A 23,249-nucleotide genomic window follows, 5' to 3' on the forward strand; every position below is an offset into this window, starting at 1 on the left:
AGCGCTGGCCACAGAAAATAGCAATCGCTACTAGGCATTTTAGCGAAGCCTAACAAAGCCCAGAGAATAACAATATTAAGGCTAAGCAAGCTACAAAAAAGCCACCCGCAGGTGGCTTTATCAAACAGCTAGACCACTCGCTAATTAGCGAGCAGCTTTAATGTGGTCGGCAATTAGGAAGGCCAACTCTAAAGCTTGGTCAGCATTTAAGCGTGGATCACAGTAAGTGTGGTAACGCTGAGCTAAATCGTGCTCGGTAATTTGGAAAGCACCACCTACACATTCGGTCACGTTACGTCCGGTCATCTCAAAGTGAACACCACCGGCATAGCTGCCTTCGGCTTTGTGGATTTGGAAGAACTGCTGTACTTCGCGTAATACGTCGTCAACCCTACGGGTTTTATAACCATTTGGCGCTTTAATGGTATTGCCATGCATTGGGTCACAGCTCCAAACAACATTCTTTCCTTCACGCTCAACCGCTTTAATTAAGGCAGGTAGGTGATCAGCCACTTTATCAGCGCCCATACGCACGATCAGGTTTAAGCGACCGGCTTCGTTGTTCGGGTTAATAATGTCGATAATTTTTAGTAGCTCTTCAGGATCGGTAGTCGGGCCAGCTTTAAGGCCAATGGCATTTTCTACACCGCGCAAGAACTCAATATGAGCATGGTCGATTTGACGAGTACGGTCACCAATCCACAACATATGTGCCGAACAGTCGTACCACTTACCGGTTAAGCTGTCACAACGAGTCAGTGCTTGCTCGTAAGGCAATAGTAGCGCTTCGTGGGAAGTGTACAGGTTGGTTTCACGCAATTGCGGTGCGGTTTCAGGGTTAATACCACAGGCATTCATGAAGGCTAAAGATTCTTCAATGCTACCGGCAATCGCTTCGTAACGCTCGCCTAGTGGGCTCTTCTTAATGAAGTCTAGATTCCATTTGTGCACCTGATTTAAGTCGGCCAAACCACCTTGGGCGAAGGCGCGAATTAAGTTAAGTGTTGAGGTAGATTGGTTATAAGCTGCCACCATGCGCTGCGGATCTGGCACCCGGCTTTGCTCATTAAAGTCGATGGCATTAATAATGTCGCCACGGTAAGAAGGCAAGCTAAGGCCGTCGATGGTTTCCATATCGTCGCTGCGTGGCTTAGCAAATTGACCCGCAATACGGCCAATTTTAACCACTGGCTTTTGCCCACCAAAGGTGAGCACCACAGCCATTTGCATCAAGGCTTTAAAGGTATCGCGAATATGACTAGTACGGAACTCGTCAAAACTCTCGGCGCAATCTCCCCCTTGCAATAAGAAAGCCTCACCCTTAGCCACTTTGGCTAAGTCGGCACGTAAAGCACGTGCTTCACCAGCAAAAACTAGCGGTGGCTGATCGGCCAAGTGGGCTTCAACTTCTTGTAGTTTTTGTTGATCAGGGTAAGTGGGTAATTGTTTTACTGGTTTGTCTCTCCAGCTTGAGGGGGTCCATTGCGTCATGTTGCGTTCTCGAAACTCTAGTAAAAACCCCATAATAGGCATTCTAGAGCGCAAGAAAAGCGCTAATTTAAGTTTTTTTACTCACTATGAATTTTTATCTAATTATTAAGCTAAACCAGCTCAATTAACTGGTTCAGCAGAAGACCGTTAGTTGTTTATACTGAAGCCCCACCAAGGAATGGCGCTTAACAAGGTGATAACACGTCTAAGGAGGCTAGCGCTGTAACTTGTATTCTAGCGCTTGTTTCACACAGGGCCATTCAGCCTGAATAATTGAAAATACCACGGTATCGCGAAAACGCCCCTGCGCATCAACGCAGTGATGGCGTAATACCCCATCCTGTTTTGCCCCAAGCCGAGCAATGGCCGCTCGCGAAGCATGATTATGCCAATGGGTGCGAAACTCAACCGCTATCGACTGTAAGCTCTCAAAGGCATAACTTAGCAATAACAGCTTAGTCTGAGTATTCACCGCAGTGCGCTGATAGGATTTAGCGTACCAAGTATGGCCAATTTCTAAGCGCCGATTAAGCGGGTCGGCATTGCAATAGCGGGTACTACCAATGAGTTGACCACTGGGTTTGTGGATCACCGCAAAGGGTAAGGCCACACCACGTTGCTGGTCATTTAAGGCGGTGTCTACGTACTGGTCAATAGCAGCGGCGTTCGGCACGCTGGTATACCACAGCTGGCTTAAATTACCGTCAGCTTCGGCGGCTAACAATGCTGACTTGTCGGCAATGCGCAGCGGGCGTAATAATACCTCCCCAGCTTGCAACTCAGTTTCAATTAAATACTGACCTTCGCTCATGTGTGCCTCCTTGCTCTGCTCTAAGCTGTACTCAGGTTAATACGCAACAGCATGAATAGAAAGAAAAACTACCCGCAGAACATTTATCCGTAAGCTTAACTACACTTAAGTCAGGTAAAAACAAGGAGGACAATAAATGGGCATTATCATTTGGTTATTAATTGGCGCCGTAGCTGGTTGGTTAGCAGGCAATATTATGAAAGGTGGTGGCTTCGGTTTAGTGGGCAACATCATCGTTGGCATTGTAGGGGCGATTATTGGTGGCTTTGTATTTGGCCTGCTAGGTTTTAGCACCACCAGCATGCTCGGCTCGCTCATTACTGCGGTAGTTGGCGCGGTAATTCTGCTCTACTTAGTGAGTGTGGTAAAAAAATAGCAGCAAAAAATTAACAAAAAGCCAGCACGAAGCTGGCTTTGTTATTAGAGTTAGGTGTTTAACCTTTTACAGCACCTGCTGTTAAACCGTCGATCAACTTACGAGAGGTCATAACAAACAGTATCATTAGCGGTACAACGGCAATCGCAGCACCAGCACAAATTGCTCCCCATGGTACCTGACCAGTACCTTGTAAGGCCCGTAGCGCTAGCGGTACGGTAAACATCTTCATGTCGTTCATTACTACCAATGGACCCATGAAGTTGTTCCATTGACCAATGAAGGTAATCAAACCAAGCGTACCGAAGGCTGGAGTAATTAGTGGCACAACCACTCGCCAGTAAATCGCAAACTCGTTACAACCGTCCATACGTGCCGCTTCAATTAGCTCTTTTGGAATAGCACTAGCAATGAACTGACGCATCATGAAGATACCCATCGCACCACAGGCCATTGGAATATATAGCGCACGTGGTTGGTTCATCCATTCCAATTGAGACATGATCAAAGCAGTTGGAATCATGCCTAAGAACGGTGGCAATAACATGGTGCCCATAATCAAGATGAACATAATGTTGCGGCCTTTAAACTCGAACATCGCAAAGGCATAACCGGCCAATGAACAGAAGAACAAGTTCAAGATGGTGGTCATTAGCGCCACATAGAAGCTCAAGCCGATGTTGTGCCAAAAATAAGGTAGAGCGTCTAACAGAATGCCCACGTTATTGATGAACTCACTACCGAACCACACTGGGGGTGGCACCGATAGAATGTCAGAGTTGCTATGCGTAGCGAATACAAACATAAAGTAGAACGGCGCTAGCATGATTATCGAACCCATGCCCACAATAAAATACGCGACGATATGGCTTTTAGTAATTTTATTCATAATTTGGTCCTACTTCTTCTCACCAAGTAATTTATTGTTACCCCAGGTGAGGAAGGCAATCAAAGCAAACAGAATCCAAGAAATAGCTGATGCAGTACCAAAGTCACCTTCAACAAAGGCCGTAATATACATGTGCATGGCCGCAGTTTTACCCGCTTGTTCAATACCACCAGTACCACCGGTAATAATGAAGGGTTCTTCAAACAACTGCAGGTTACCAATAATGGTTAGAGTGACCGCAAAGAACATCATCGGTTTAAGCATTGGTACGGTAATGTACCAGAATTGTTGCCAACGTTTTGCACCATCAACGGTAGCGGCTTCATACAAATCTTTTGGAATGGTCTGCATCGCTGAAAGATACAATACCGTGTTCCAACCCACGTAACGCCAGAATACAACGAAGGCAATCATCGTTTTAGTGTATTCAGGTCTATTCCAGTCAACGTTAGCGGTTGGGAATAACCATGCTAGTGGTTGAATATCGCCAACAGACCAGTTACCCGCAGCAGTAAACAGCATGTTAATCACACCGAAATCACGCGAGAACAAAGTGGTAAATACTAGCGAAATCGCCACTGAAGAAGTAATAAACGGTAGGAAGTACATGCCTACAACGGTATTACGACTGCGCTTAAAGCTAGTATGTAAGAAATAAGCCAAGGGAATTGCAACAGCGTGTTGCGGAATACCCGCGGCTAATGCGATCCAAATGGTATTAAATACCGACTTTTGGAACCAATCATCGGTTAGAGTAAAGGTGAAGTTCTCGATCCCTACCCATTCCATGGCACCTAGGCCTGAAGCTGGTTCCCAATAGTGAAACGACAAAAACAATGAAAACAGTAAGGGAAACAACCCAAACACAGAAAAAATAATAAAGAACGGACTGACAAACAAGTAAGGAGCCCACTTATAGCCACTAGCGTTTAGTCGCTGCTTTAGGGTCCGCTTTCTTATTTTAGCTACTGGTGGTCTTACGGCAGACTCTACAGAAGACATCTTTAACTCCCGACAAAAAATAGAGAGGGAGACGAGCTCCCTCGGTGTTAATGTTAACGTCTAGCGCGACGTTTGATTTGTTTCGCAGCGTTAGCTAACTCGGCATCGATGTCAGCATCACGCTCTAATACAGCTTCTAAAGCATCGTTTACGATTTGCTCAGCCACTGGATCATGCTTGTGAACATCCATTGCTGGAATTTTAGCCGCAGCTTCTTTCCATTGAACGCGAGCGACTTGGCCACCTAAGTACTCAATAGGTTGATTAATGAAATCATCTTCTTGAGCTTCAAGTAACGCAGGGAACGCGTCTAAGTCACGGAATGCAGCAATTTGCATTTCTTTGTTCATAGTCATGAACTTAATGAATTCCCAAGCTTCCGCTTTGTGCTCAGCTTTCTTAGGAATAGCGTAGAATGAACCGCCCCAGCTGGCAAATGAACCTTCAGGTAGGTGAGATGAACGCCATAGGCCTTTACTTTCTGGAGCAATCCAGCCAGCTAAGTGACCACCTAACCAAGCACCCATCATTTGTGAAGCGATGGTGCCGCGACGTAGACCTTCGGTCCACTCTGAGCTCCAAGCACCAACTTGAGCGTCGATACCAGCTTCACGAACCGCTTTAGCTAAGCGGAAAGCTTCTTTAAAGCGTGGGCTTTCAACAGAGATATTATTTTCAGAATCGAAGTAGATACCTTCACCATCTTTTAGGCCACTACGAATCACGATATCTTTAATATCTACGGCACTGGCTACTAAGTAAGAACCAGTGGCTTCTTTAATTTTCTTACCAGCGGCAATGTAAGAGTCCCAATCTTTGGTTAGGTCTTCTTTAGTTACGCCAGCTTTTTCTAAAATATCTTTACGGTAGAACAAAGCACCAGGACCGATGTCAGCAGGCATCGCTGCTAAAGTACCAGTACCGCCAGTCGCTAAAGGAATGGTGAACTTAGAAAACAAATCTTCATACTGTCCAGCGTTATAAGGGGCAGCACGCAAGTCTTCTAAACCGCCAGATGCGGCAAAACGACCGATGTAACCGTATTCCACACCCATTACATCCGGCAAGTTACCACCGGTTGCTAGAGCAGTGGTCATCGCATTATGGTGATCACCATAGGCTAAACTTACCAACTTAATTTCCACTTCTGGATGTAACTTTTTGTAGAGTGGAATGGCTGAGACAACGGCTTGGTCAAAGCTAGGAAACGAAGCCACGGTAATAGTGGTCTTAGCCCAAGCAGAGGTAGCAGACAAAGCTAGGCTTGCGCCCAAAGCTAACGCGACTGTTCCAAGTTTCTTTTTATTAAACATCCTATTCTCCTAAGTACATGAATTTTATTATTATTCAGTATCGCAACTGGCTAGTGCGCCAACGCAGTAAAGCGTAGGGAGTAACTAGTTCATTTGTGGCATGATTGCCTTTCCGGTTTCATTATCAAACAAGTGGATCCGCGAAATATCGAAGAACAACTCCACTTTATCGCCCATATCAGCGTTTACATCGTCAGAAATAGCCACTTCAGCAATAAAACGAGCACCGTCTAGCTCACACTGAATGTGGTAGGTAGCGCCTAAAAGCTCGACGCCGATAACATCGGCTTTCACACTACCAATAGTTGCTGAGTCAATAGAACGCTGATGGAGATACAGGTCACTTGGTCGAATACCGAGAGTACAATCTTGATCAACCGCAGCGTAGCTTGCCGTTAATGCTATCTCTTGGTCAGAAAATACCAAGCTCGAATGATTAGCCGCTTTTTTCAAAGTAGCGGGAATCATATTCATTTCAGGTGCACCAATGAAAGAAGCCACAAACTTATTAGCTGGCTCTTCAAAGATTTCTTTTGGTGTACCTACTTGTTCAATGTAACCATCTTTAAGAATCACAATGCGGTCAGCAAGCGTCATCGCTTCTACTTGGTCGTGGGTTACATATAGAGTAGTCGTGCCAAGCTTATCGTGCAGGCTCTTAATTTCTGCGCGCATAGAACCACGCAGCTTAGCATCTAGGTTAGATAAAGGTTCATCAAACAAGAACACTTCTGGAGTACGCACCATCGCACGGCCCATTGCCACACGTTGACGCTGACCACCAGAAAGCTCTTTTGGTTTACGTTGTAGTAATGGGGTTAGCTCTAACATTTCTGCTGCGTATTTCACACGCTTAGCAATCTCGTCCTTAGGCACGCCTGTCATTTTTAAGCCAAAGGCAATATTTTGCTCAACACTCATGTGTGGATATAGCGCGTAGCTTTGAAATACCATAGCAATGTTTCGCTCCATTGGGTGCAAATCATTGACTAGTTCATCGGCAATAAAGATTTCACCATCTGAAATATCTTCCAAGCCGGCTAACATTCTTAAAGTGGTAGACTTGCCACAGCCCGAAGGGCCTAATAGCACCACAAATTCGCCATCATTAATATGTAGGTCAAAACTTTTCACCACTTCGGTTTTACCGAAGCGTTTTTTCAGATTATTAAAAGTAACTGCTGCCATGATGTTTCATTTCCAAAGTTTAAAGTGGAGAGGCCCTAGCCGAGTGAACAGAAGACTCTATTAAACAACTCGTGTAAGCGCTTTCTTGATTGCACTTTAGCTAAGCCTGAAAAGGTATTCAAATGAATAAAGGTTAAGATTTGAGGCCTGTCATAAAAAAAACGGATATCATGACAATTCACAATTATTAAACAATAAAACATAAATTGAGCGCTTACATAGCGCCTATTTGGCACAAATCCAACTAGCGGACTTTGCCTACTTTCCCCTATCACAACCTATGTTTCAGAATAAAAAACTAAGAGTTAATACAACTCCTCAAATTTTTCTCTGTATTGTCGTGGAGTCATTGCCATTTCACGCCTAAATAGATGATACAGGTAGTGCTGATTTGAGAAGCCAGCCGCTTCGGCAATACTACTCACGGGCACTTGAGTGAGCCTTAATTGTTGTTTCACAAACTCCATTCGCAGCTGATGTAACTGCTGATGCACGGTTTTCCCAAGAATTTCTTTGAAACGAGTTTCAAGAGTTTTGCGAGATACCGCACAATAGTCCACAACCTGTTCAACTTTTATCCGCCGATGGAAATGATTATTTAGAAACCACAGAGCCTTAGTGATTAACGGGTCACAGAGTGTTGAACCACCTAAGGAATCACCTTTAACCAACTGTTTTGCTTTAACTAATACTTCCTTATCCAGTACCGATTGATGCTGGAGTTGAGCCAGTAACAAAGCTAAAGCTTGTTCCGCCATGGCCGCGATAGGCAGCTCTACCGAACATAAGGTAATCTTCGATAAAGCGCTTTCAGTAGGATCTGCATCCACCCCAATTAATGAATAATCTTGAGGGATTCTCAAATCTTGTTCACAACAAAGATTGCTAAACTGGCGCGCTTGGGTATCGGAAGCCGCTACCACACCAATCGGAGTAACCGAAGCGCTAAGGTGTTGCGGATCCAGCACGACCTCTTCTAGCTGGTAGCGACGCAGTAGTTGCTCGAAAGCCCGCCGCCGCTCCTGCAACCAAGCGGAAGAGCTGTCGGCAAAGCCGCTGTAAAAAGCCAACTTGCGGATCCCTTGAGCTAAAAATGCTTGCACCATCAGCTCTACTACACTGTTGTTGTCAAGGCATACACGACTTAAGCCATCGTTAGCAGACAATGCCAAGCGGGCACCAGAGAGAGCCACCAAAGGAAGCGTTAACTGGCGACAAAACTCTGCAATACTAGGCTTAGCAAAATCACCAATAACCCCGGCAAAACGCTGCACTTCACAACAGCGTGCTTCGGCGAGTTCCATGACTTCGCAAGAATGAAAAAACGGCTTAGACGCAGCCGCGAGAGTGATGCTTTCTAGCATCTTTCGATCGTAGGGGTGTTTTACATCCAATAACAGCAGAATGGGTTTATGCTTCTGCACGTTAATATCCTTTTTGATAGGCCTAAACACTCACAAGAGAGCAGGCAACTTGGCCTGAGTTGCTCAGGCCAAGTAAGTTTTGGCTAATCGTTACTCCTGTAGCCACAAGATGTTTGTTACACAACGTGGATAGTAAAGGCTACCAATGGGTTTGCCAGAACTAAACTGATCACAACAAGCATGCTGACTAGCACCAATGGTTTGCCAACGCTGATGTGCAGCATCACTAGCCACATTGTCGGCAATATCCAATTTTAAAACCTTGCGAGCAACATACTGATTTAAATAAATTTTACTTACCCAAGAATTATCTGCAGTGGACGACAGTTTCCACGCACCATCGGCATACAAGCAGTAGTTTTCATTCAAAATGAAACTAAAGTGGGTCTTCAATGCACTGATATAACGAGCATAAGGCCCCTGCTCAGATACCGCGTCTAATAAACCCATTTCGTAAGGGTAAACCAAGGCTTCAATGGCCGGAATAATAGCGCTGCTAGAGTGACCGTCTAACACAGCAGGAATATAACCCAATTGCGGGTCGAGACTATCGGCGAGCTTATCGGCACAACGTTGCGCTGCAGTTAAGGCGAGTTCAGCTTGTTGCTGTTCACCTAAATCTTGCATCACTTTAGCGATAGCCAAATAGGCTGCCCAGCTCTTGCCTGCGAGGTAAATATTACCGCGCGCCTGACCTAGGCTGTGATCGAGTGAATCATAGGTAGTAATTTCACCGCCCTGCTCGGTACGAGCCGATTCAAAACTCATGATGCCATCGCGTTTTTCCGCATCTGGATGGTCTCGGTTTAACAACGACTGCAAACAGTCAATCAATCGGCCACGTTGCTCGGTCGCAAACTGCGCATCGCCAGTTTTACTAATATAAACACCACAGCACAATACCCAGTTGGTGAGCTGCTCATAGGTCATGTGACTAAAACAGGCGCGGTCTAAACCTGCCATTTCATAAGAGCTTTGCCCCTTAGGACTCCAGTTATTTGCTACCCCCATATCATGGGTAAACGAGATCCCTCCACGATAGTTTTTCTCTGGCTGGTCGGGGTGGAAAATCTCATCGTAGAAGCTGTAATGGTTAACAAATTGCTCTAGGGTATTTTTTACCGTCCAAGGGTTTTGCTGCAGTTCAAAAAACAACATATCAACGGTCAAGTCTAGCGTATTCATCATCAAATACTCGCCTTCGTTAACCACCCAAACAGACTCAGTGCCATCAAATAACCACTGGGTTGAACCGTAGTAACTGCGAGTAGCATGGGCGACTAAAAACTGCTGATGTTGATTCAGCTTACTAGCGGCTAGCTGTTGGTCATTTTGTTGGGCAATGGCGGCATAATCATCAAAGTGATTAACAGCATATGCTAAGACCTGCTGCAAGCCGGTAAAATGCTGGGTGTAGTAATACTGCATGGCACGGTTATAGGTAACATTACCGGCCAAATAAAAACCTAATACTAGCGGTACGGTCACCTTCTCACCGGCCTTAACGTCGATCATCAAACCCGCCGTAGGGCCTAACATGAAACACTCGTTGTTGCCCATCTTGCTCAATGCACTTTGCACCGAAAAATGGCTAAATGCACGGGCATTGGGGTGCTGGCTAGCAATACCAATTTGATCACGGCAGCTCACACCAACTAAGCCTTGCTCGCCACCGTCAATTAGCTTATTCCAACGTAACTCGTCGCCTTGCAACGCAAAAAAGCCGGTCCAATCTTGGTCGCTAGTATTATCAAAAGTCAGCTCTACGTATACCGCCGGGCAACAAGCCTGCTGTAGTTTTTGCTGCTGCGCTAGCTGCGGATCAGGAATATCGAAAAACGGGGTGATAATTTTGAAGCTGATACCCGGCGCGGCAAAACCGTCGGTCGCCCAGCGGTAATCTCGGTTAACATCTTCAAAAATATGTTCTTTTAAACTAGATACATCATCCTTTTGCACATAACGTTCGCTTTGATCCTTAGCGCCTTTGTAAAACGGAAAGGCATTTACCACACCTTCACCATCTTGATAACCGATAAATACATTACCAGCGTATGGAGCTCCCAGCTCTAAACCCATTCCTCCATGAGCACCAAATTCCCCTACAGTAAAACTGGCTAACGCACCCATCGGTGAATGGTGAGCATGAAAAAACTGCTGATTTTGTTCCATAACAACTCCTAAGGAATGATAAAACGGGACGCTTTAGCTAATATCAGCCCTCAATATGGCTTAACTAGCGAAGGACCCAAACTACTGTGGACGATTTCCAAAGCTTTATGTAAGCGCTTTCACGAAAACGAAATGTACCCAAGCTAAGGCCTCGATTCAAAGGAATAAACAGGAAGTTTTGAGTTTGGTCATAAAAACACAGCACTTAAATAAATTCGTTAATAGTCCTTAAAAAAAACGTAACGCCACAAACAACAAGGAGCCTACCGGCTATAAACTAACAAGCCCAATCGTTGGCTAAGAGAATTGTTACTTAGACGTACACATTACCCTGAATCTGCCAGACAGACTTGAGGGCTTACGGGCTCAAACCAACCATATGAAACGAGCAAGAAGCAAGGGATAAGTAGAATAACTCCCAAATGTGGCCATTTAGGCATCAGTAGAGTGCTCAGCGCGGATGTTTTAGCCTTTATCTAGACAAACAACAACTTAGTTAACCTGAACCAGGGATAAGAATAGAAGTGAACTAAAAGCTGGTTCTGCGATCAGATCTTTCGACCAAGAGAGAACAATCGCAAGGGAACCAACTATGCATAATTAGTAGACTTATTTTGCCATGTCGATGGCTTTAGTAAGGCTTTTCTAGCTCAATGGCAAAACTTCAACTTGAAAGTGGTGAACGTACGCGAAACCGCAAAGGACGCATGTCTGAAAGTGAAATAATGACCATCATTATCGCTTTTCATATGTCATATCAACGTGATTTTAAGAACTGCTATCTCGGTATCATCCACCGATATTACAAAAGTGAATTACCTACTTTACTGAGCTACACGCGTTTTCTTGAAGTGATGCCGTCAGTGCTCGTTCCTTTAAGCCCCTTCTTCACTCACGTGAAAGGAGAGCCTACAGGTATTGAGTTTATTGATTCTATCAGTATCAAAGTCTGCCATAACTTACGTATCCCAAGACACAAAATGTTCAAAGGGACGGCAGCAAGAGGTAAAGGTACGATGGGTTGGTTTTACGACTTTAAACTTCACATCATCACGAATCACCTTGGTGATATTGTTGCAGCCAAACTGACGCCAGCAAATACTGATGATAGGAAGCCTGTTCGTGAATTATCAAAGGGGCTATTCGACAAGCTTTATGCCGACAAAGGCTATATCAGTAAAGCGCTCACTGAAGATTTGAAGGAAGATGGGATTACACTGATAACAACGCATCGAAAAAATATGAAGCCGAAAGCCATCGCAGCTTGGGGTCGAGCGATGCTGTCGAAACGGTTCATTATCGAGACGATAAATGGCCAACTAAAGAACATATCTCAGATTGAACATTCTCGTCATCCTAGCTTACACGGGTTCATGCTGAACTTACTAGGAGGCTTAATCGCTTACTGTTTAAAACCAAAAAAGCCATCACTCAACATCACCAATGCTGAAAAGTCTGGGTTGGTGGCGATGGCTTAAAGTAATTTCAGGTTAGTTAGAAGAAAGCGAGTCATTATCACGGTGTCAAAATGAAAACAGCACACCAAGGTGTGCTGTTAAAACCGCGTCATTAGGCGAAGCATGTATCTTAAAGAAGCAAAGGCCAACAAAGCACTCCCCTTGCTTCATTTAAAAAACACCAGCTCGATATTCTAGATGTATGGCCTAAGAGTTGTGCTAATAGACCGAACTAAACCTAATATTTTTCAGATGATAGGTCACTCCCGGACTACCTTTACCAAAGGTGATCGCAAACGCCCCATTCTTTTCATCATTTGGCATAGCAAACTGATAAGTAAATACTTGAGGCTGGGTAGTGACACGCTCAGGTCGATGGAAATAGGTCGTGTATTCCCCCCCATCTTGCTGAACCACAAATGCGATATCGCTAGGTACATCAGCTGAAGCTTCTACACTAATCTCATACTTCATGTCTTCAACTAAGAACAAAGGACGTTTCAGCTGAATATTCCATTCATTGGTCGCTTGTTTCTTAATTTGAACATCAGCCTGTTCATCTGCCACCCTAAACTCAGCAACACCATCCCCCCAGCCTTGCAAGCCAGCGCTAACCTCTTCCCAATCTTTCCCATCATTTAAGGTATAAGTCACCATAATAGGAACACCGGTAGGAGTGTAAGCGATATCTTCAATAGAAGAATTGGTACTTGCACAGGCCACTAACAAAGAAGAGAAAGCGATAGCGGAAATAAAATTCAAACTTTTCATCTTTAGCTCTCTTTATTAAAGTCACCACGCATTGTGGAATACGTGGCGACCAGATCAGTGCTTATTCACAAGTCCAAGCAACGGCACCCTCAGGAGCAACGGCACTGTTACTAAGTACTACGCTACGGATTTCATAGGTAACTTCCGCATCGTTCTTAATAACAAAACGTAGCGGCTCATTTACCTTGGTGATGTCAAACGTGTCACTTGGTGTGATACAGCTCATAGGGATGGCCACTTTTTTCTCGCCTTGGCTTTCCAAAGCAGCTAATTGGTTTTGACTAAAATAAAATGCGCTACGGTTTTTCCAGTCTTCGGTGCCAGTAGTTGTTTGCATCTGAACCTGATGGGTTGCACTTGACTCTGCTGCAACTAGTACCGAAAGGTCAATCAACATAGTACCGTTTTGGTAATCTGTTAAATCAACTGAAGCAGCATCATTAACGATAAGAAAATTAACTTCTGCTGCGTCACCGCTACCAGAGTTAAACGTCTCCATCTTCCATACTCCACTTTCTACACCGGTATCTTTTACCGCTGCAATCTTGAAAGAGTTAGCTTTCTCGTAAGTGTCGTCTATATTCTCTAATACTTTGTGGGCATAACCATCGGTATTAGACCCAACTTTAATGCTCCAATCTCCAGCTGCAATGCCGTTTTCCATGAGGCTTAAAGTGTTGACTTCTGCTGGTGGGGGAGTTACTGGTTCTTCCGGTACAGTAATATCATCACATGCCACTAAAAAAAGTGAACCCGCTAATACTGTTGTGGCAAATACCATTTTATTATTCATTTCCATATCCATCTCCATTTGTTTAATTAAGGCCAATAGCGCTTACACTGAAAAGCCATAGGCCTATTCTAGCTCTGAGTAATAAATAGGAAATAGACAAGCCGCCGCTAGAAAGCCTTTTCATGGAAAATCATAAAACAACATAAGCAATGTCAAAATTTCAGCACATTTCACCTGAGGAAACGCATAGCTGAACAGGCAAAGCGCTAACTATTTGATAACTAGAGCACTAAAAATTGTGAGCCAACAACGAAAAATCGCCCTATTCAAGAGTCTAACGGTGAAAAAGCGCTGCTTTTGTTCACATTTACCGAAGTGCTGGAGGATCCCCTCATAAATCTTTGAGTCCCGCAGAGTGACTCAACCAGCGAAATTCGTTAATTGCCCAGCGTATTCGCTGCTCTGTGATAATGTACTCAGTTCTTCGCCGTACTTCTTTTCCTAACCTTACAACAGATAAAACCGCCCGTTCACGGATGGTATTCGCCTGAAAGTGTCGCTGCCAACCCACTTGCTGAGCCACTAAACCTAACCACCACAAAATAATGTCAGCCAGTAAAGCTATCAGCAGCAGTACGTCATACCGGCGTGGGCATCGTGAGCGACTGTGGCGTAAACCAAAACCGTATTGTGGGCTTTTTAAGTCTCGAAAGGTTTCTTCTATTTGCATCCGTTTGGCATATAACTTCGTCACTTGTATCGCATTAAAGAGTTCGGGCGGTAAGTTAGTGGCGAGTACCCAAGGCTCTTTGGCTGAGCGGTGATACAGCTTCTTGGCTGAATGGTTATTACCTGAGCGACGAGAGCGTTTATCTTTACGGTGTTTATCCTTGGATTTAAATACATATAAGTGACAGGGCATGGGTTTCTTTCGCGCTACTTGCACAGCGCCTATATATTGCGCTTTATTGTTTGCTGAAGCATAAAGCGTTTTGGTGAGTACCCATCGGTCACGAAGCTGATAACAGACCTCGCCACGTAGCCTACCCAACCAATACCAGCCATAAGAAGCCACTTCTCTAAACCAGGTGTTGCGATAACCCGCATCCGTCACTATCAGCGGTGTACAGCCTGTTGGTAACACACTGGCTAGCTCAGATAAGAACTGATTATGACTACGAGGTGCATTGTAATCTTTGAACTCGAAGGTGCGTTCATACAAGGTAATGGAACGGCCTTTTATTGAGACAGAAGCGCGTAATGTCATCATCCGTAATTGCTCACGTACATCAGCCCAATCGACCAAGACCACAGGCATGGGATTAGCCCCGCAAATCTGCCGAGCATGCCATTGGTATATCGCTAAACGCTCACTATTTAAATGGTGGTTACCGAGCAAGCGGTCTATACGTTTAATGCAGTGTTTAGGTGAAACCCTGCTGGTTATATTGCGCCCGAGTTCAGTGAGAGACAATTTGTCGCCATCTAGTAGTGATGTAGTGGCAACCATCAGAGAGTTAAGGCGTTTTTTGTGAATATTGGGGCACAGCTCAATAAGCATTTGGTGTAGAATTTGAGTTTCGCGCATCCTGACTGCCTCCGTGCAGGTTTGATAGGATTTGTTTTTGGCGAAATTAATTAGATCAAACAACAGGGTGCGCGTCTACTTATATGAATTCTCAAGAGATTATGAGGGGATTCGCTAGACCGAAGTGTTAGGCGTGGCCAGATGGCAAGCTAGAACGGTAAAGCTGATATATAAAAAGAATAAAATGTAGGGAATCAGCTTAAGGGGCACGAATAGATAGAAGACTCAAACCACCTACTGTGTGTAAAAAAGTTAAGTCCTAAAAACCTTACAAATAATAAGCCTTTTGATTTTTAAAAGGCTTAAAACTGGCTCATCCAAGCTGGCAACTAATAAGAAATGGATTTTATAGTTCAAAAAACCAACAATAATTATATTGTCGGCTTTTATATATTATTAAAAAGACCCCTGTTAGTAATGAATAAACCGAGTGTCTAAAGTAAGTGAAAAAGAGTTTAATCTTTTTGATTAATCTTCGCTTCCAACTCAGCCACTTTGGCTTCTAATTCGGCGAGCTTTTGGCGAGTGCGCAGCAGTACTTGAGTTTGCACCTCAAAGTCTTCTCGGTTAACCACATCGAGTTGGCTCAGCTTGGCCTGCACCACTTGCTTCACCTTGCGCTCAAACTCATCGCCCACATTTTTTAAGCCAGGAGGAACCAGCTCGCTCACTTGTTTGGCTATTTCTTCAATCTTACTCGGATTAATCATTCGAATCTCCTTAATTTGGTCTCATTCTATAGAAGCTTAATAGTTGGCTCAAGCTCAGCCCTTTGGCTTAATAACGCTTGGCCAAGGCCCCTTCCAACATGAACATCCGTTGCAACTCTCCGCGCTCGCGCAAACCAAGCAAGGCCTGTTTAAGACGCTCGGCTTGTTGCTGTTGCGAAGACTGCTTCGACCAATATAAATGCCCATAACGTGTAGCAAGGTGGTATACCGGCGTGACCTGATTAGCGTGAATATGCAAGGCTTGCAAACCGTAATAAATTGAATAGTTGGTCGCCACCAATACCTCGATTCGATTTAAAACCAACATTTTAAGTGCTTGCTCAATGTGATTAAAACTGACCCGCTCGATGTTAGGGTTGTCGTCAATCTCAGGCCCATAAGCAGCGCCGCGCATTACCCCGACTCGCTTACCGTGCAATTGTTTTACACTGGAAATAGGCGCTTCACCCGCATTAGCCAAAGCCAACACTTTAACCGTAACAACTCGCCCCAGATCAACGGCGATGGCATCTGACTCAGGGCTAGCAAACATCACTGCAAAGTCGCTTTCACCACTGGCGATTTCTTTAATCACACGCGGGTAAGGAAGCATTTGATTGCTCATGGCTATGCTAGCTTCTGCACTTAACGCTCTGGCAAAACGCAACAGTAAACCTTGTTCTACCAGTTCGGGCTCAAGATAACCCCAAGGTTTAATGATGGAGGTAGCAAATTTTGCGGGAGCGAGGGACTCAGCCGATAGGCCAACGCTAAACAACACCAGTAATAGCGCTAAGCCTTTCACTTTTAAGCAGTAAACAAACCTAATGACTAAGCGTAACAAATTGCGCCCCCAGCACCGTCGCTAGCACCTTGGCATTTAGCTGCAAAGACAAGCCGCGCTTACCGGCACTGACCACGATTTCCGTTAAGTTGTCGGCACTGCTATCGACAAATGTGGCTAGCCGTTTTTTTTGTCCAAAGGGGCTAATTCCCCCTTTTACATAACCGGTAGTGCGCTCGGCAACCGGCACCTCTGCCATGCGCATTTTTTTAATTTTAGCCGCTTTGGCTAGGGCTTTAAGGTCGAGTTGGCCAGTAACCGGCACTACCGCCACCACCATGGTTTTAGGGTTATGTTCATCACAGGCCACTAAGGTTTTAAACACCTGCTCGGCAGGCAGGCCAAGTTTTTCGGCGCTATCCAAGCCAAAGTTACCCTGCTGAGGATCGCTTTTATATTCTAAAAGCTGAAAGACTTGTTTGGCTTTTTTAAGCTGCTGCACTGCTGGCGTCATGTCTTCCTCTTTTTAATCTGTTAATTATTGGCGGCTATTTGCCAAAAGCGTTGCATTAGCGGCTCGTGTAAACGGCGCGACAACATACATATTCCCATGTCGAAGGGCTCTAATTCTACCCCCACAGGAATGCTTTGTATGCGCTCACGCACTGGGCTGTTGTCTACCACCACTTGCGGGGCAATGCCCACCCCACCACCTAAGGCTACCATGCTGACTATGGCCTCGTGTCCCGCCACTTTAGCATAGACATCGGGGCGAATACCCATTTGCTTAAACCAGTGGTCGATGCGCGCCCGCGCCGGACCATGCTCGGGCAAAATAATCGGTATTTGCTCCCAAGGTATTGGATCTTGTACCAAGAGTTTACGAACATTGCAGGCAATGGTGGGGCCAATAATCGATAAGGGCACCTTACCAATACTGGCAAAAGCGATATTTAAGGGCAAGTGTTCTGGGCGCGCCGCCAAAGCGATGTCGACCTCGCCATTGGCGACCTTATCAACCGCCAGCGCCACATCGCCGGTTTCCAACATAATGTCGGCCTTAGGGCAGGATAGACGGTATTTATCTAAAATATCGGGAAGGTGGCTGTAACTCGCCGTCACCGAACAATAAATGGTGAGCTCGCCGGCGAGTTCGGTGGAATGCAAAGACAAATCCATTTGCAGCTGCCGCCATTGCTCTAACCATTGCTCGGCAAAACTACGAAAGCGCAGCCCTGCATGAGTGAGTTGTACACTGCGTTTGTCGCGAATAAACAAACTACTGCCCAGCTCGTCTTCCAAACGTTGAATCACTCGGCTCAAGGTAGAGGCACTAACATGCATGGCGCGACTGGTTTTAGCAAAATGCAGGCTTTGGCTTAGGTGTAAAAACAATTCGACACTTCTTACATCCACGGGTTTTCCTTCTTTTGCCAAACAGCTTGTATTTCACTTTGTGCAATACAATATCCCAAAATCATCATTTTACGCAATTCAATTTTAGGTTTATATTGAGCCCATCACGAGACAGCAATAAGAAACGCATCCAAAGAGGTGCCTTGGGATCTCGTAAACACAACGAACCAAACAATCATCATTAATTAACGCTATTTTTACGGAGTCGAACATGGCTAATTATTTCAACACCCTAAGCCTACGCGAAAAGCTAGAGCAATTAGGTAAATGTCGTTTTATGGATCGCAGCGAATTTGCTGATGGTTGTAACTTTATTAAAGATTGGAACATCGTTGTGGTGGGCTGTGGTGCTCAAGGTCTAAACCAAGGCCTAAACATGCGCGATTCAGGCCTAAACATTTCTTACGCTTTACGCGAAGCCGCCATCAAAGAAAAACGCGCGTCTTTCGTTCAAGCTACCGACAACGGTTTTAAAGTTGGCACTTACGAAGAATTGATTCCTCAAGCCGACATGGTACTAAACCTAACTCCAGACAAACAACACAGCAACGTTGTTGAAACTGTAATGCCACTAATGAAAGAAGGCGCAACTTTAGCCTACTCTCACGGCTTCAACATTGTTGAAGAAGGCATGCAAGTACGTAAAGACATCACCGTAGTGATGGTGGCGCCTAAGTGTCCAGGTACTGAAGTACGCGAAGAATACAAACGCGGTTTTGGTGTACCAACCCTAATCGCTGTTCACCCAGAGAACGACCCTCAAGGTAACGGCCTAGCGATTGCTAAAGCCTACGCTTCTGCCACCGGTGGTGACCGTGCTGGCGTACTAGAGTCTTCTTTTGTTGCCGAAGTTAAATCTGACCTAATGGGTGAGCAAACCATTCTTTGTGGTGTGCTACAAACTGGTGCGATTTTGGCCTACGACAAGATGGTTGCTGAAGGTTTAGACGCTGGCTACGCTGCTAAACTCATTCAATTTGGTTGGGAAACTGTAACCGAAGCGCTTAAGCACGGTGGTATTACCAACATGGTAGACCGTCTATCTAACCCAGCTAAGATCAAGTGTTTCGACCTAGCCGACGAGCTTAAAGACCTAATGCGTCCACTGTTTGAAAAACACATGGACGACATCATCGAAGGCGAATTCTCTTCAACCATGATGAAAGACTGGGCTAACGACGACGTTAACCTACTGAAATGGCGTGAAGAAACCGGCCAAAGCGGCTTTGAAAATGCCCCAGTATCAGACGTAGAAATTACCGAGCAAGAATTCTTCGACAAAGGCATTTTATTGGTTGCCCTAGTGAAAGCTGGCGTTGAGCTAGCCTTCGAAACCATGGTTGCTGCTGGCATCATCGAAGAAAGTGCTTACTACGAGTCTCTACACGAAACTCCGCTAATTGCTAACACCATTGCTCGTAAGCGTTTATATGAAATGAACGTAGTAATCTCTGATACTGCAGAATATGGTTGTTACCTATTCTCTCACGCTGCCGTGCCACTATTGCGCGACACCGTGAACAACATCAGCCTAGAGTACATTGGTAAAGGTTTTGAAGAGCAAAGCAACGGCGTTGATAACGCTCGCCTTATCGAAGTAAACGAAGCACTACGCAGCCACCCTGTAGAAATCGTAGGTAAGAAACTACGTGGCTACATGAAAGACATGAAGAAAATCGCCGTAGGTGGTTAAGCTTCTCGCTGTTAGCTAATGACGATTAGCTAAGGCAGAAAATACCAAGCCCCGAGCCAAGCTCGGGGCTTTTTGTTTTTAATGCTCCGCATTGGATCAAAAGCTATTTCTTTCGCCTTCGGCGACGTCATTTTTCTTTTACGAGAAAAAAAACGAAGCAAAAAGAAAGCTCGCTCTGCATCTTCTTAGATCCTGCGTTGCGCATTCACAAGGGCGTTGAAGTAAACACTACGCTCAAACAGACTTCAACTTATATCCCTTGTTCATTTACGCTACTCGGCGAAGATGATGTGATTATAAATACAAAGTAAGATCATAAGCTTGGTGACTTATGATAACTTTACTCAATAAGAAAAGGTGGAGAGCATTAAGTGGTGGATAGAAACTATAACTTTAATTGGAATACCCTTCTAACAACAGAAAACAATGAAAAGTTTTCTGCCGACAAACTTAACCGCGCTACTTACGCTAAATTTCTAACCAAGTTTCTCCTTGCCCATTCTTCCACAGGCTACGTGCTCAATCTCAACTCTAGTTGGGGTACAGGCAAAACCTACTTTCTAAAACGATGGCAAGCATCTATCAAAGAAAAGCACCCCACGGTTTATATCGATGCTTGGAAACAAGACTTCTCTGATGATCCAATGATGACGGTAGTCGCTTCTATTACCGCTCAACTTCGCGACCAATCACAAGATAAAGATGAACAAGCAATAAGAAAAATAGGAAGTAAGGTGTGGGGCTTTTGCAAACATGCCGCGCCCGAGATAACCAAAGCCTTAATCAAAAAAGCCAGTGGTGTAAACCTAGACGAAGTAATAGAAAAAGGCACTAGTGACAACTTCACCAACAGCCCAGAATTTACCGATGCAGCGGGTAAAGTCGTCGCAGCTATGTTTAAAGACCACGAACAAAAACTCAAAAGCATCGACGATTTTAAAACCAGTATCACCGCCTTTATCGATGCAGTAAAAGGCTGCTCAGAAAAGCAAAACCCTACTTTTATTTTTGTGGATGAACTCGATCGCTGCCGCCCATCCTACGCGGTCGAGATGTTAGAGGTGATCAAACACTTCTTCGATATGCCAAACGTAATATTTGTAGTAGCCACCGACACTGAGCAACTACAGCATGCAGTTAAAGCCGTTTATGGTAACGACTTTGATGCCAACGTTTACCTAGGACGCTTTTTCAAACGTCGCTGCACGCTAAAAGAACAACCACGCTTAGAATTCATCTCCAACCACCTTGATTATTTAACCAACGCGCAAACAGATGAGTTTTTTCCAAAAATCTGGCCGCAATTAGATGGCGACAAAGACTACTTTTTCGAGTTGTTAGCTTCCATATCAGATATCTATACTTTGTCTCTACGAGAAACTGAACAACTAGTAGATAAAGTTCTCGCTATTCTAGTCAACCTTCGTGATGAGAAAGTCGACTTACTGCAGCTATGTTCATTAATAATTATTCATGATAAGTATAAAGAGTATTATCAAACTTTAGTGGAAAACCAAAACGCAACCAGCTTGATTAGAGCTGATTCGATTCAAGCTATGCTTCCTAATGTAAGATTGAAGAATAAAGTTAATATAAAAGTCACGCCCACCATTAACTTCCCTGATATGCAAATAGTAATAGATCGTATTTCAAGAGACTTGGATTTTAAAGATGATAAATACGAAGTCGACTATCGAGGCTTATGGGCAACTCAGCTAAACTTGTTAATAAAAACGGAGGCACCGGAATTTTTAGATAACATATCGAAATCTTACAAACACGGGCATAGTATTAATACATTCGATATGATAGGCCTTGAGCTGTTAAAAATGAACATACCAAGAACCAAATATCAAGACTGGGTAGAACTAACCACTAGCTTTGAATAACACTGAAGATAGCCACACCGAGTCCCTTCATCTTCGCCGAGTAGCGCAGCCAAACAGCGATAAAGCCGAGCACTGTTTGAGCGAAGCGAGTTGCGCAGGCGCGCTGTTTGATGAGCAACGCAGGAATTAAGAAGATGCGGGGTGGCCTTTCTTTTGTATACTTTTCTTAGGCCAGCAAAGAAAAGTATATCGCCGTCAGGGCAAAATCAGCACTATCAGCTGACGCTATCAATCGACTAGTTCGAAACACATACAGCAAAGAAGCTTTTGCTCTTATAGGCTCATAAATAATTAAAACTAACTCGCCCTAGCCAAAACCCTATTTAAGACGGGTTGCACCATCAAAAAAGGCCTCAATCTTGAGGCCTTCTATAAAACAAAGTGACCGACTAACGATGACGCCACCGCGATAAAGCCACCAACAACAAGCCCATTAGCAATAACATTAAGCTGGAGCTTTCGCTGACTGGTGCAGGGGGTAAAGCCGGTAATAATTGCGGTTGCTGCCAATCAAAGCCATGGCTATGGAACTCGCGCGCGCCGCTATAACTCTGCGCCGCTACACTGCCATCAAATACCGCGCCGCCAGTGATGTCGGCGTCCAAGGCAAGTACCGAACCCACCACAGCCAAGTTATTAAAGTCTATAGATTCGGCCTCAACGAAATTCCAAAGAATATTGCTGGCCCCTAGGTTGTTGGCGTCGCTTTGTTTGGTAAAACCATTGCCGGTTAAGTTTACGCCACCAGCAATATCAACGTCATAGCCCGTCACATTAATCACTACGGTTTCAGCCATGCCTGCATCTAAAGACAAATTGTTGTTCTGGGCGAAGATGTCGGCGAAATCGACATTAAATACCGCAAGGTCTTGGCTACCGCTATAAGACAAGTGGCTACCGTTTAATACTGCGTTACTTGGCAGGCTGGCGAAATAGGCAGAGTCCGCACGCAGCTCCGCCTCCACCGCCGCAAAGGTCGCAGCCAAATCGAATGGGTTAACCGCATTAATGCTTTGAACGGAGCTACCGCCACCATTAAGGTTAACATTACCCGCAACATTGTAAGCACCGCCATAACTTAAGCTACCGGCGTTGAGGTTAATGTTAGAAGCATTGACATCCCCTACTATGGTCACACTGTCTACACCCACGCTAGTGGTTTCACGAATAGCAAAAGTTGGCGAATGCCCAGCTGCGTTTAAACTACCACCTAACAGCGTACGGCCTTCTACTTCACCACCTTGGTAGTGGTAATCACCGGTCAAAATGAGGTTGTAGTCATTAAGCACGCCGGCCTGAGCGCTAAGTGAAAATGCCCATGCAGCAGCCAGACTAAGCAAACGACGAGAAATCCCCAAATACATAAAAACTTTTCCTATCAGTACAGCACTTGCTCAAAAATAACACAAATGAAATTATATTAATATTTTTCAAACAATTACAAACAAGCATAATAAATTGACCAAGCCGTTAAGCAGGAACCGAACCAACTTTCAAAAGATCATACAAATCATGCAATTGGAGCAACGACTCTAATAAATG

At 44.7% G+C, this 23,249-nt stretch carries 19 protein-coding genes and 1 pseudogene; 4 read left to right on the forward strand and 16 right to left on the reverse strand.

What is annotated here, in order from left to right:
* Positions 1-144: 144 nt before the first annotated feature.
* Together AR383_RS10370 and AR383_RS10375 are read right to left on the reverse strand one after the other, a co-directional pair.
* Positions 145-1,491 (reverse strand): class II 3-deoxy-7-phosphoheptulonate synthase, encoded by a 1,347-nt coding sequence (locus AR383_RS10370; protein WP_055735022.1) that lies wholly within the window; start codon positions 1,489-1,491, stop codon positions 145-147.
* Between the two features lie 214 nt (positions 1,492-1,705).
* Entirely contained in the window at positions 1,706-2,302 is a 597-nt protein-coding gene (locus tag AR383_RS10375; RefSeq protein ID WP_055733063.1) for a GNAT family N-acetyltransferase, read from the reverse strand.
* A 136-nt stretch (positions 2,303-2,438) separates the two neighbouring features.
* Between AR383_RS10375 and AR383_RS10380 the strand changes: the two genes are divergently transcribed.
* Complete coding sequence (locus AR383_RS10380) at positions 2,439-2,678, forward strand: GlsB/YeaQ/YmgE family stress response membrane protein (RefSeq protein WP_055733064.1); 240 nt, start codon at positions 2,439-2,441, stop codon at positions 2,676-2,678.
* A 58-nt stretch (positions 2,679-2,736) separates the two neighbouring features.
* Here the strand turns inward: AR383_RS10380 and AR383_RS10385 are convergent, their stop codons facing one another.
* The 6 genes from AR383_RS10385 to AR383_RS10410 all read right to left on the reverse strand — a co-directional run bounded on the left by AR383_RS10385 (position 2,737) and on the right by AR383_RS10410 (position 10,666).
* Entirely contained in the window at positions 2,737-3,567 is an 831-nt protein-coding gene (locus tag AR383_RS10385) for a carbohydrate ABC transporter permease (protein ID WP_055733065.1), read from the reverse strand.
* A gap of 9 nt (positions 3,568-3,576) precedes the next feature.
* Positions 3,577-4,356: a carbohydrate ABC transporter permease gene (locus tag AR383_RS10390; protein WP_232304791.1), complete on the reverse strand. Its 780-nt coding sequence runs from the start codon at positions 4,354-4,356 to the stop codon at positions 3,577-3,579.
* 266 nt (positions 4,357-4,622) lie between these two features.
* Positions 4,623-5,882, reverse strand: a complete 1,260-nt coding sequence (locus AR383_RS10395) for an ABC transporter substrate-binding protein (RefSeq protein ID WP_055733067.1) — start codon at positions 5,880-5,882, stop codon at positions 4,623-4,625.
* 84 nt (positions 5,883-5,966) lie between these two features.
* The gene (locus AR383_RS10400) at positions 5,967-7,070 is read right to left on the reverse strand and encodes an ABC transporter ATP-binding protein (protein ID WP_055733068.1); all 1,104 of its coding nucleotides are present in this window, start codon (positions 7,068-7,070) and stop codon (positions 5,967-5,969) included.
* 305 nt (positions 7,071-7,375) lie between these two features.
* On the reverse strand, positions 7,376-8,494 hold the full coding sequence (locus AR383_RS10405; protein ID WP_055733069.1) for an AraC family transcriptional regulator: 1,119 nt from the start codon (positions 8,492-8,494) through the stop codon (positions 7,376-7,378).
* A gap of 90 nt (positions 8,495-8,584) precedes the next feature.
* Positions 8,585-10,666 (reverse strand): glycoside hydrolase family 52 protein, encoded by a 2,082-nt coding sequence (locus tag AR383_RS10410; protein WP_055733070.1) that lies wholly within the window; start codon positions 10,664-10,666, stop codon positions 8,585-8,587.
* Between the two features lie 600 nt (positions 10,667-11,266).
* Between AR383_RS10410 and AR383_RS10415 the strand changes: the two are divergent.
* Positions 11,267-12,144, forward strand: a pseudogene (locus AR383_RS10415) (IS982 family transposase); the annotation flags it as partial.
* 198 nt (positions 12,145-12,342) lie between these two features.
* Here AR383_RS10415 and AR383_RS10420 read toward each other — a convergent pair.
* From AR383_RS10420 to ilvY, 7 genes are all read right to left on the reverse strand, one after another.
* Positions 12,343-12,894, reverse strand: coding sequence for a carbohydrate binding domain-containing protein (locus tag AR383_RS10420; RefSeq protein WP_055733072.1), 552 nt, complete (start codon positions 12,892-12,894; stop codon positions 12,343-12,345).
* Between the two features lie 61 nt (positions 12,895-12,955).
* Positions 12,956-13,693, reverse strand: coding sequence for a putative glycoside hydrolase (locus tag AR383_RS10425; RefSeq protein WP_055733073.1), 738 nt, complete (start codon positions 13,691-13,693; stop codon positions 12,956-12,958).
* Positions 13,694-14,018: 325 nt separating this feature from the next.
* Complete coding sequence (locus AR383_RS10430) at positions 14,019-15,215, reverse strand: IS4 family transposase (protein ID WP_055733074.1); 1,197 nt, start codon at positions 15,213-15,215, stop codon at positions 14,019-14,021.
* A 455-nt stretch (positions 15,216-15,670) separates the two neighbouring features.
* Complete coding sequence (gene ubiK / locus AR383_RS10435; protein ID WP_055733075.1) at positions 15,671-15,925, reverse strand: ubiquinone biosynthesis accessory factor UbiK; 255 nt, start codon at positions 15,923-15,925, stop codon at positions 15,671-15,673.
* Between the two features lie 67 nt (positions 15,926-15,992).
* Positions 15,993-16,769: a substrate-binding periplasmic protein gene (locus tag AR383_RS10440; protein ID WP_055733076.1), complete on the reverse strand. Its 777-nt coding sequence runs from the start codon at positions 16,767-16,769 to the stop codon at positions 15,993-15,995.
* Complete coding sequence (gene ybaK, locus AR383_RS10445) at positions 16,750-17,223, reverse strand: Cys-tRNA(Pro) deacylase (protein ID WP_055733077.1); 474 nt, start codon at positions 17,221-17,223, stop codon at positions 16,750-16,752. The genes AR383_RS10440 and ybaK overlap by 20 nt, the downstream gene beginning before the upstream one ends.
* 20 nt (positions 17,224-17,243) lie before the next feature.
* On the reverse strand, positions 17,244-18,125 hold the full coding sequence (gene ilvY, locus AR383_RS10450; protein ID WP_055733078.1) for an HTH-type transcriptional activator IlvY: 882 nt from the start codon (positions 18,123-18,125) through the stop codon (positions 17,244-17,246).
* Positions 18,126-18,336: 211 nt separating this feature from the next.
* On the opposite strand from ilvY, the gene ilvC reads away from it, so the two are divergent.
* Positions 18,337-19,818, forward strand: a complete 1,482-nt coding sequence (ilvC, locus tag AR383_RS10455) for a ketol-acid reductoisomerase (RefSeq protein WP_055733079.1) — start codon at positions 18,337-18,339, stop codon at positions 19,816-19,818.
* 374 nt (positions 19,819-20,192) lie between these two features.
* Positions 20,193-21,707, forward strand: coding sequence for a KAP family P-loop NTPase fold protein (locus AR383_RS10460; protein WP_188407569.1), 1,515 nt, complete (start codon positions 20,193-20,195; stop codon positions 21,705-21,707).
* Positions 21,708-22,096: 389 nt separating this feature from the next.
* Here the strand turns inward: AR383_RS10460 and AR383_RS10465 are convergent, their stop codons facing one another.
* Complete coding sequence (locus tag AR383_RS10465) at positions 22,097-23,071, reverse strand: choice-of-anchor A family protein (RefSeq protein WP_055733081.1); 975 nt, start codon at positions 23,069-23,071, stop codon at positions 22,097-22,099.
* Between the last annotated feature and the right edge of the window lie 178 nt (positions 23,072-23,249).

This window comes from Agarivorans gilvus (genome assembly GCF_001420915.1).
GTDB classification, from domain to species: Bacteria; Pseudomonadota; Gammaproteobacteria; order Enterobacterales; family Celerinatantimonadaceae; genus Agarivorans; species Agarivorans gilvus.

Coding starts and splice junctions, on each gene's coding strand:
- AR383_RS10370 (WP_055735022.1), bottom strand. CDS start 1,491: ATGACGCAATGGACCCCCTCAAGCTGGAGAGACAAACCAGTAAAACAA.
- AR383_RS10430 (WP_055733074.1), bottom strand. CDS start 15,215: ATGCGCGAAACTCAAATTCTACACCAAATGCTTATTGAGCTGTGCCCC.
- AR383_RS10375 (WP_055733063.1), bottom strand. CDS start 2,302: ATGAGCGAAGGTCAGTATTTAATTGAAACTGAGTTGCAAGCTGGGGAG.
- ilvC (WP_055733079.1), top strand. CDS start 18,337: ATGGCTAATTATTTCAACACCCTAAGCCTACGCGAAAAGCTAGAGCAA.
- ybaK (WP_055733077.1), bottom strand. CDS start 17,223: ATGACGCCAGCAGTGCAGCAGCTTAAAAAAGCCAAACAAGTCTTTCAG.
- AR383_RS10410 (WP_055733070.1), bottom strand. CDS start 10,666: ATGGAACAAAATCAGCAGTTTTTTCATGCTCACCATTCACCGATGGGT.
- AR383_RS10465 (WP_055733081.1), bottom strand. CDS start 23,071: ATGTATTTGGGGATTTCTCGTCGTTTGCTTAGTCTGGCTGCTGCATGG.
- AR383_RS10400 (WP_055733068.1), bottom strand. CDS start 7,070: ATGGCAGCAGTTACTTTTAATAATCTGAAAAAACGCTTCGGTAAAACC.
- AR383_RS10380 (WP_055733064.1), top strand. CDS start 2,439: ATGGGCATTATCATTTGGTTATTAATTGGCGCCGTAGCTGGTTGGTTA.
- AR383_RS10420 (WP_055733072.1), bottom strand. CDS start 12,894: ATGAAAAGTTTGAATTTTATTTCCGCTATCGCTTTCTCTTCTTTGTTA.
- AR383_RS10395 (WP_055733067.1), bottom strand. CDS start 5,882: ATGTTTAATAAAAAGAAACTTGGAACAGTCGCGTTAGCTTTGGGCGCA.
- AR383_RS10390 (WP_232304791.1), bottom strand. CDS start 4,356: ATGGAATGGGTAGGGATCGAGAACTTCACCTTTACTCTAACCGATGAT.
- AR383_RS10425 (WP_055733073.1), bottom strand. CDS start 13,693: ATGGAAATGAATAATAAAATGGTATTTGCCACAACAGTATTAGCGGGT.
- AR383_RS10385 (WP_055733065.1), bottom strand. CDS start 3,567: ATGAATAAAATTACTAAAAGCCATATCGTCGCGTATTTTATTGTGGGC.
- ubiK (WP_055733075.1), bottom strand. CDS start 15,925: ATGATTAATCCGAGTAAGATTGAAGAAATAGCCAAACAAGTGAGCGAG.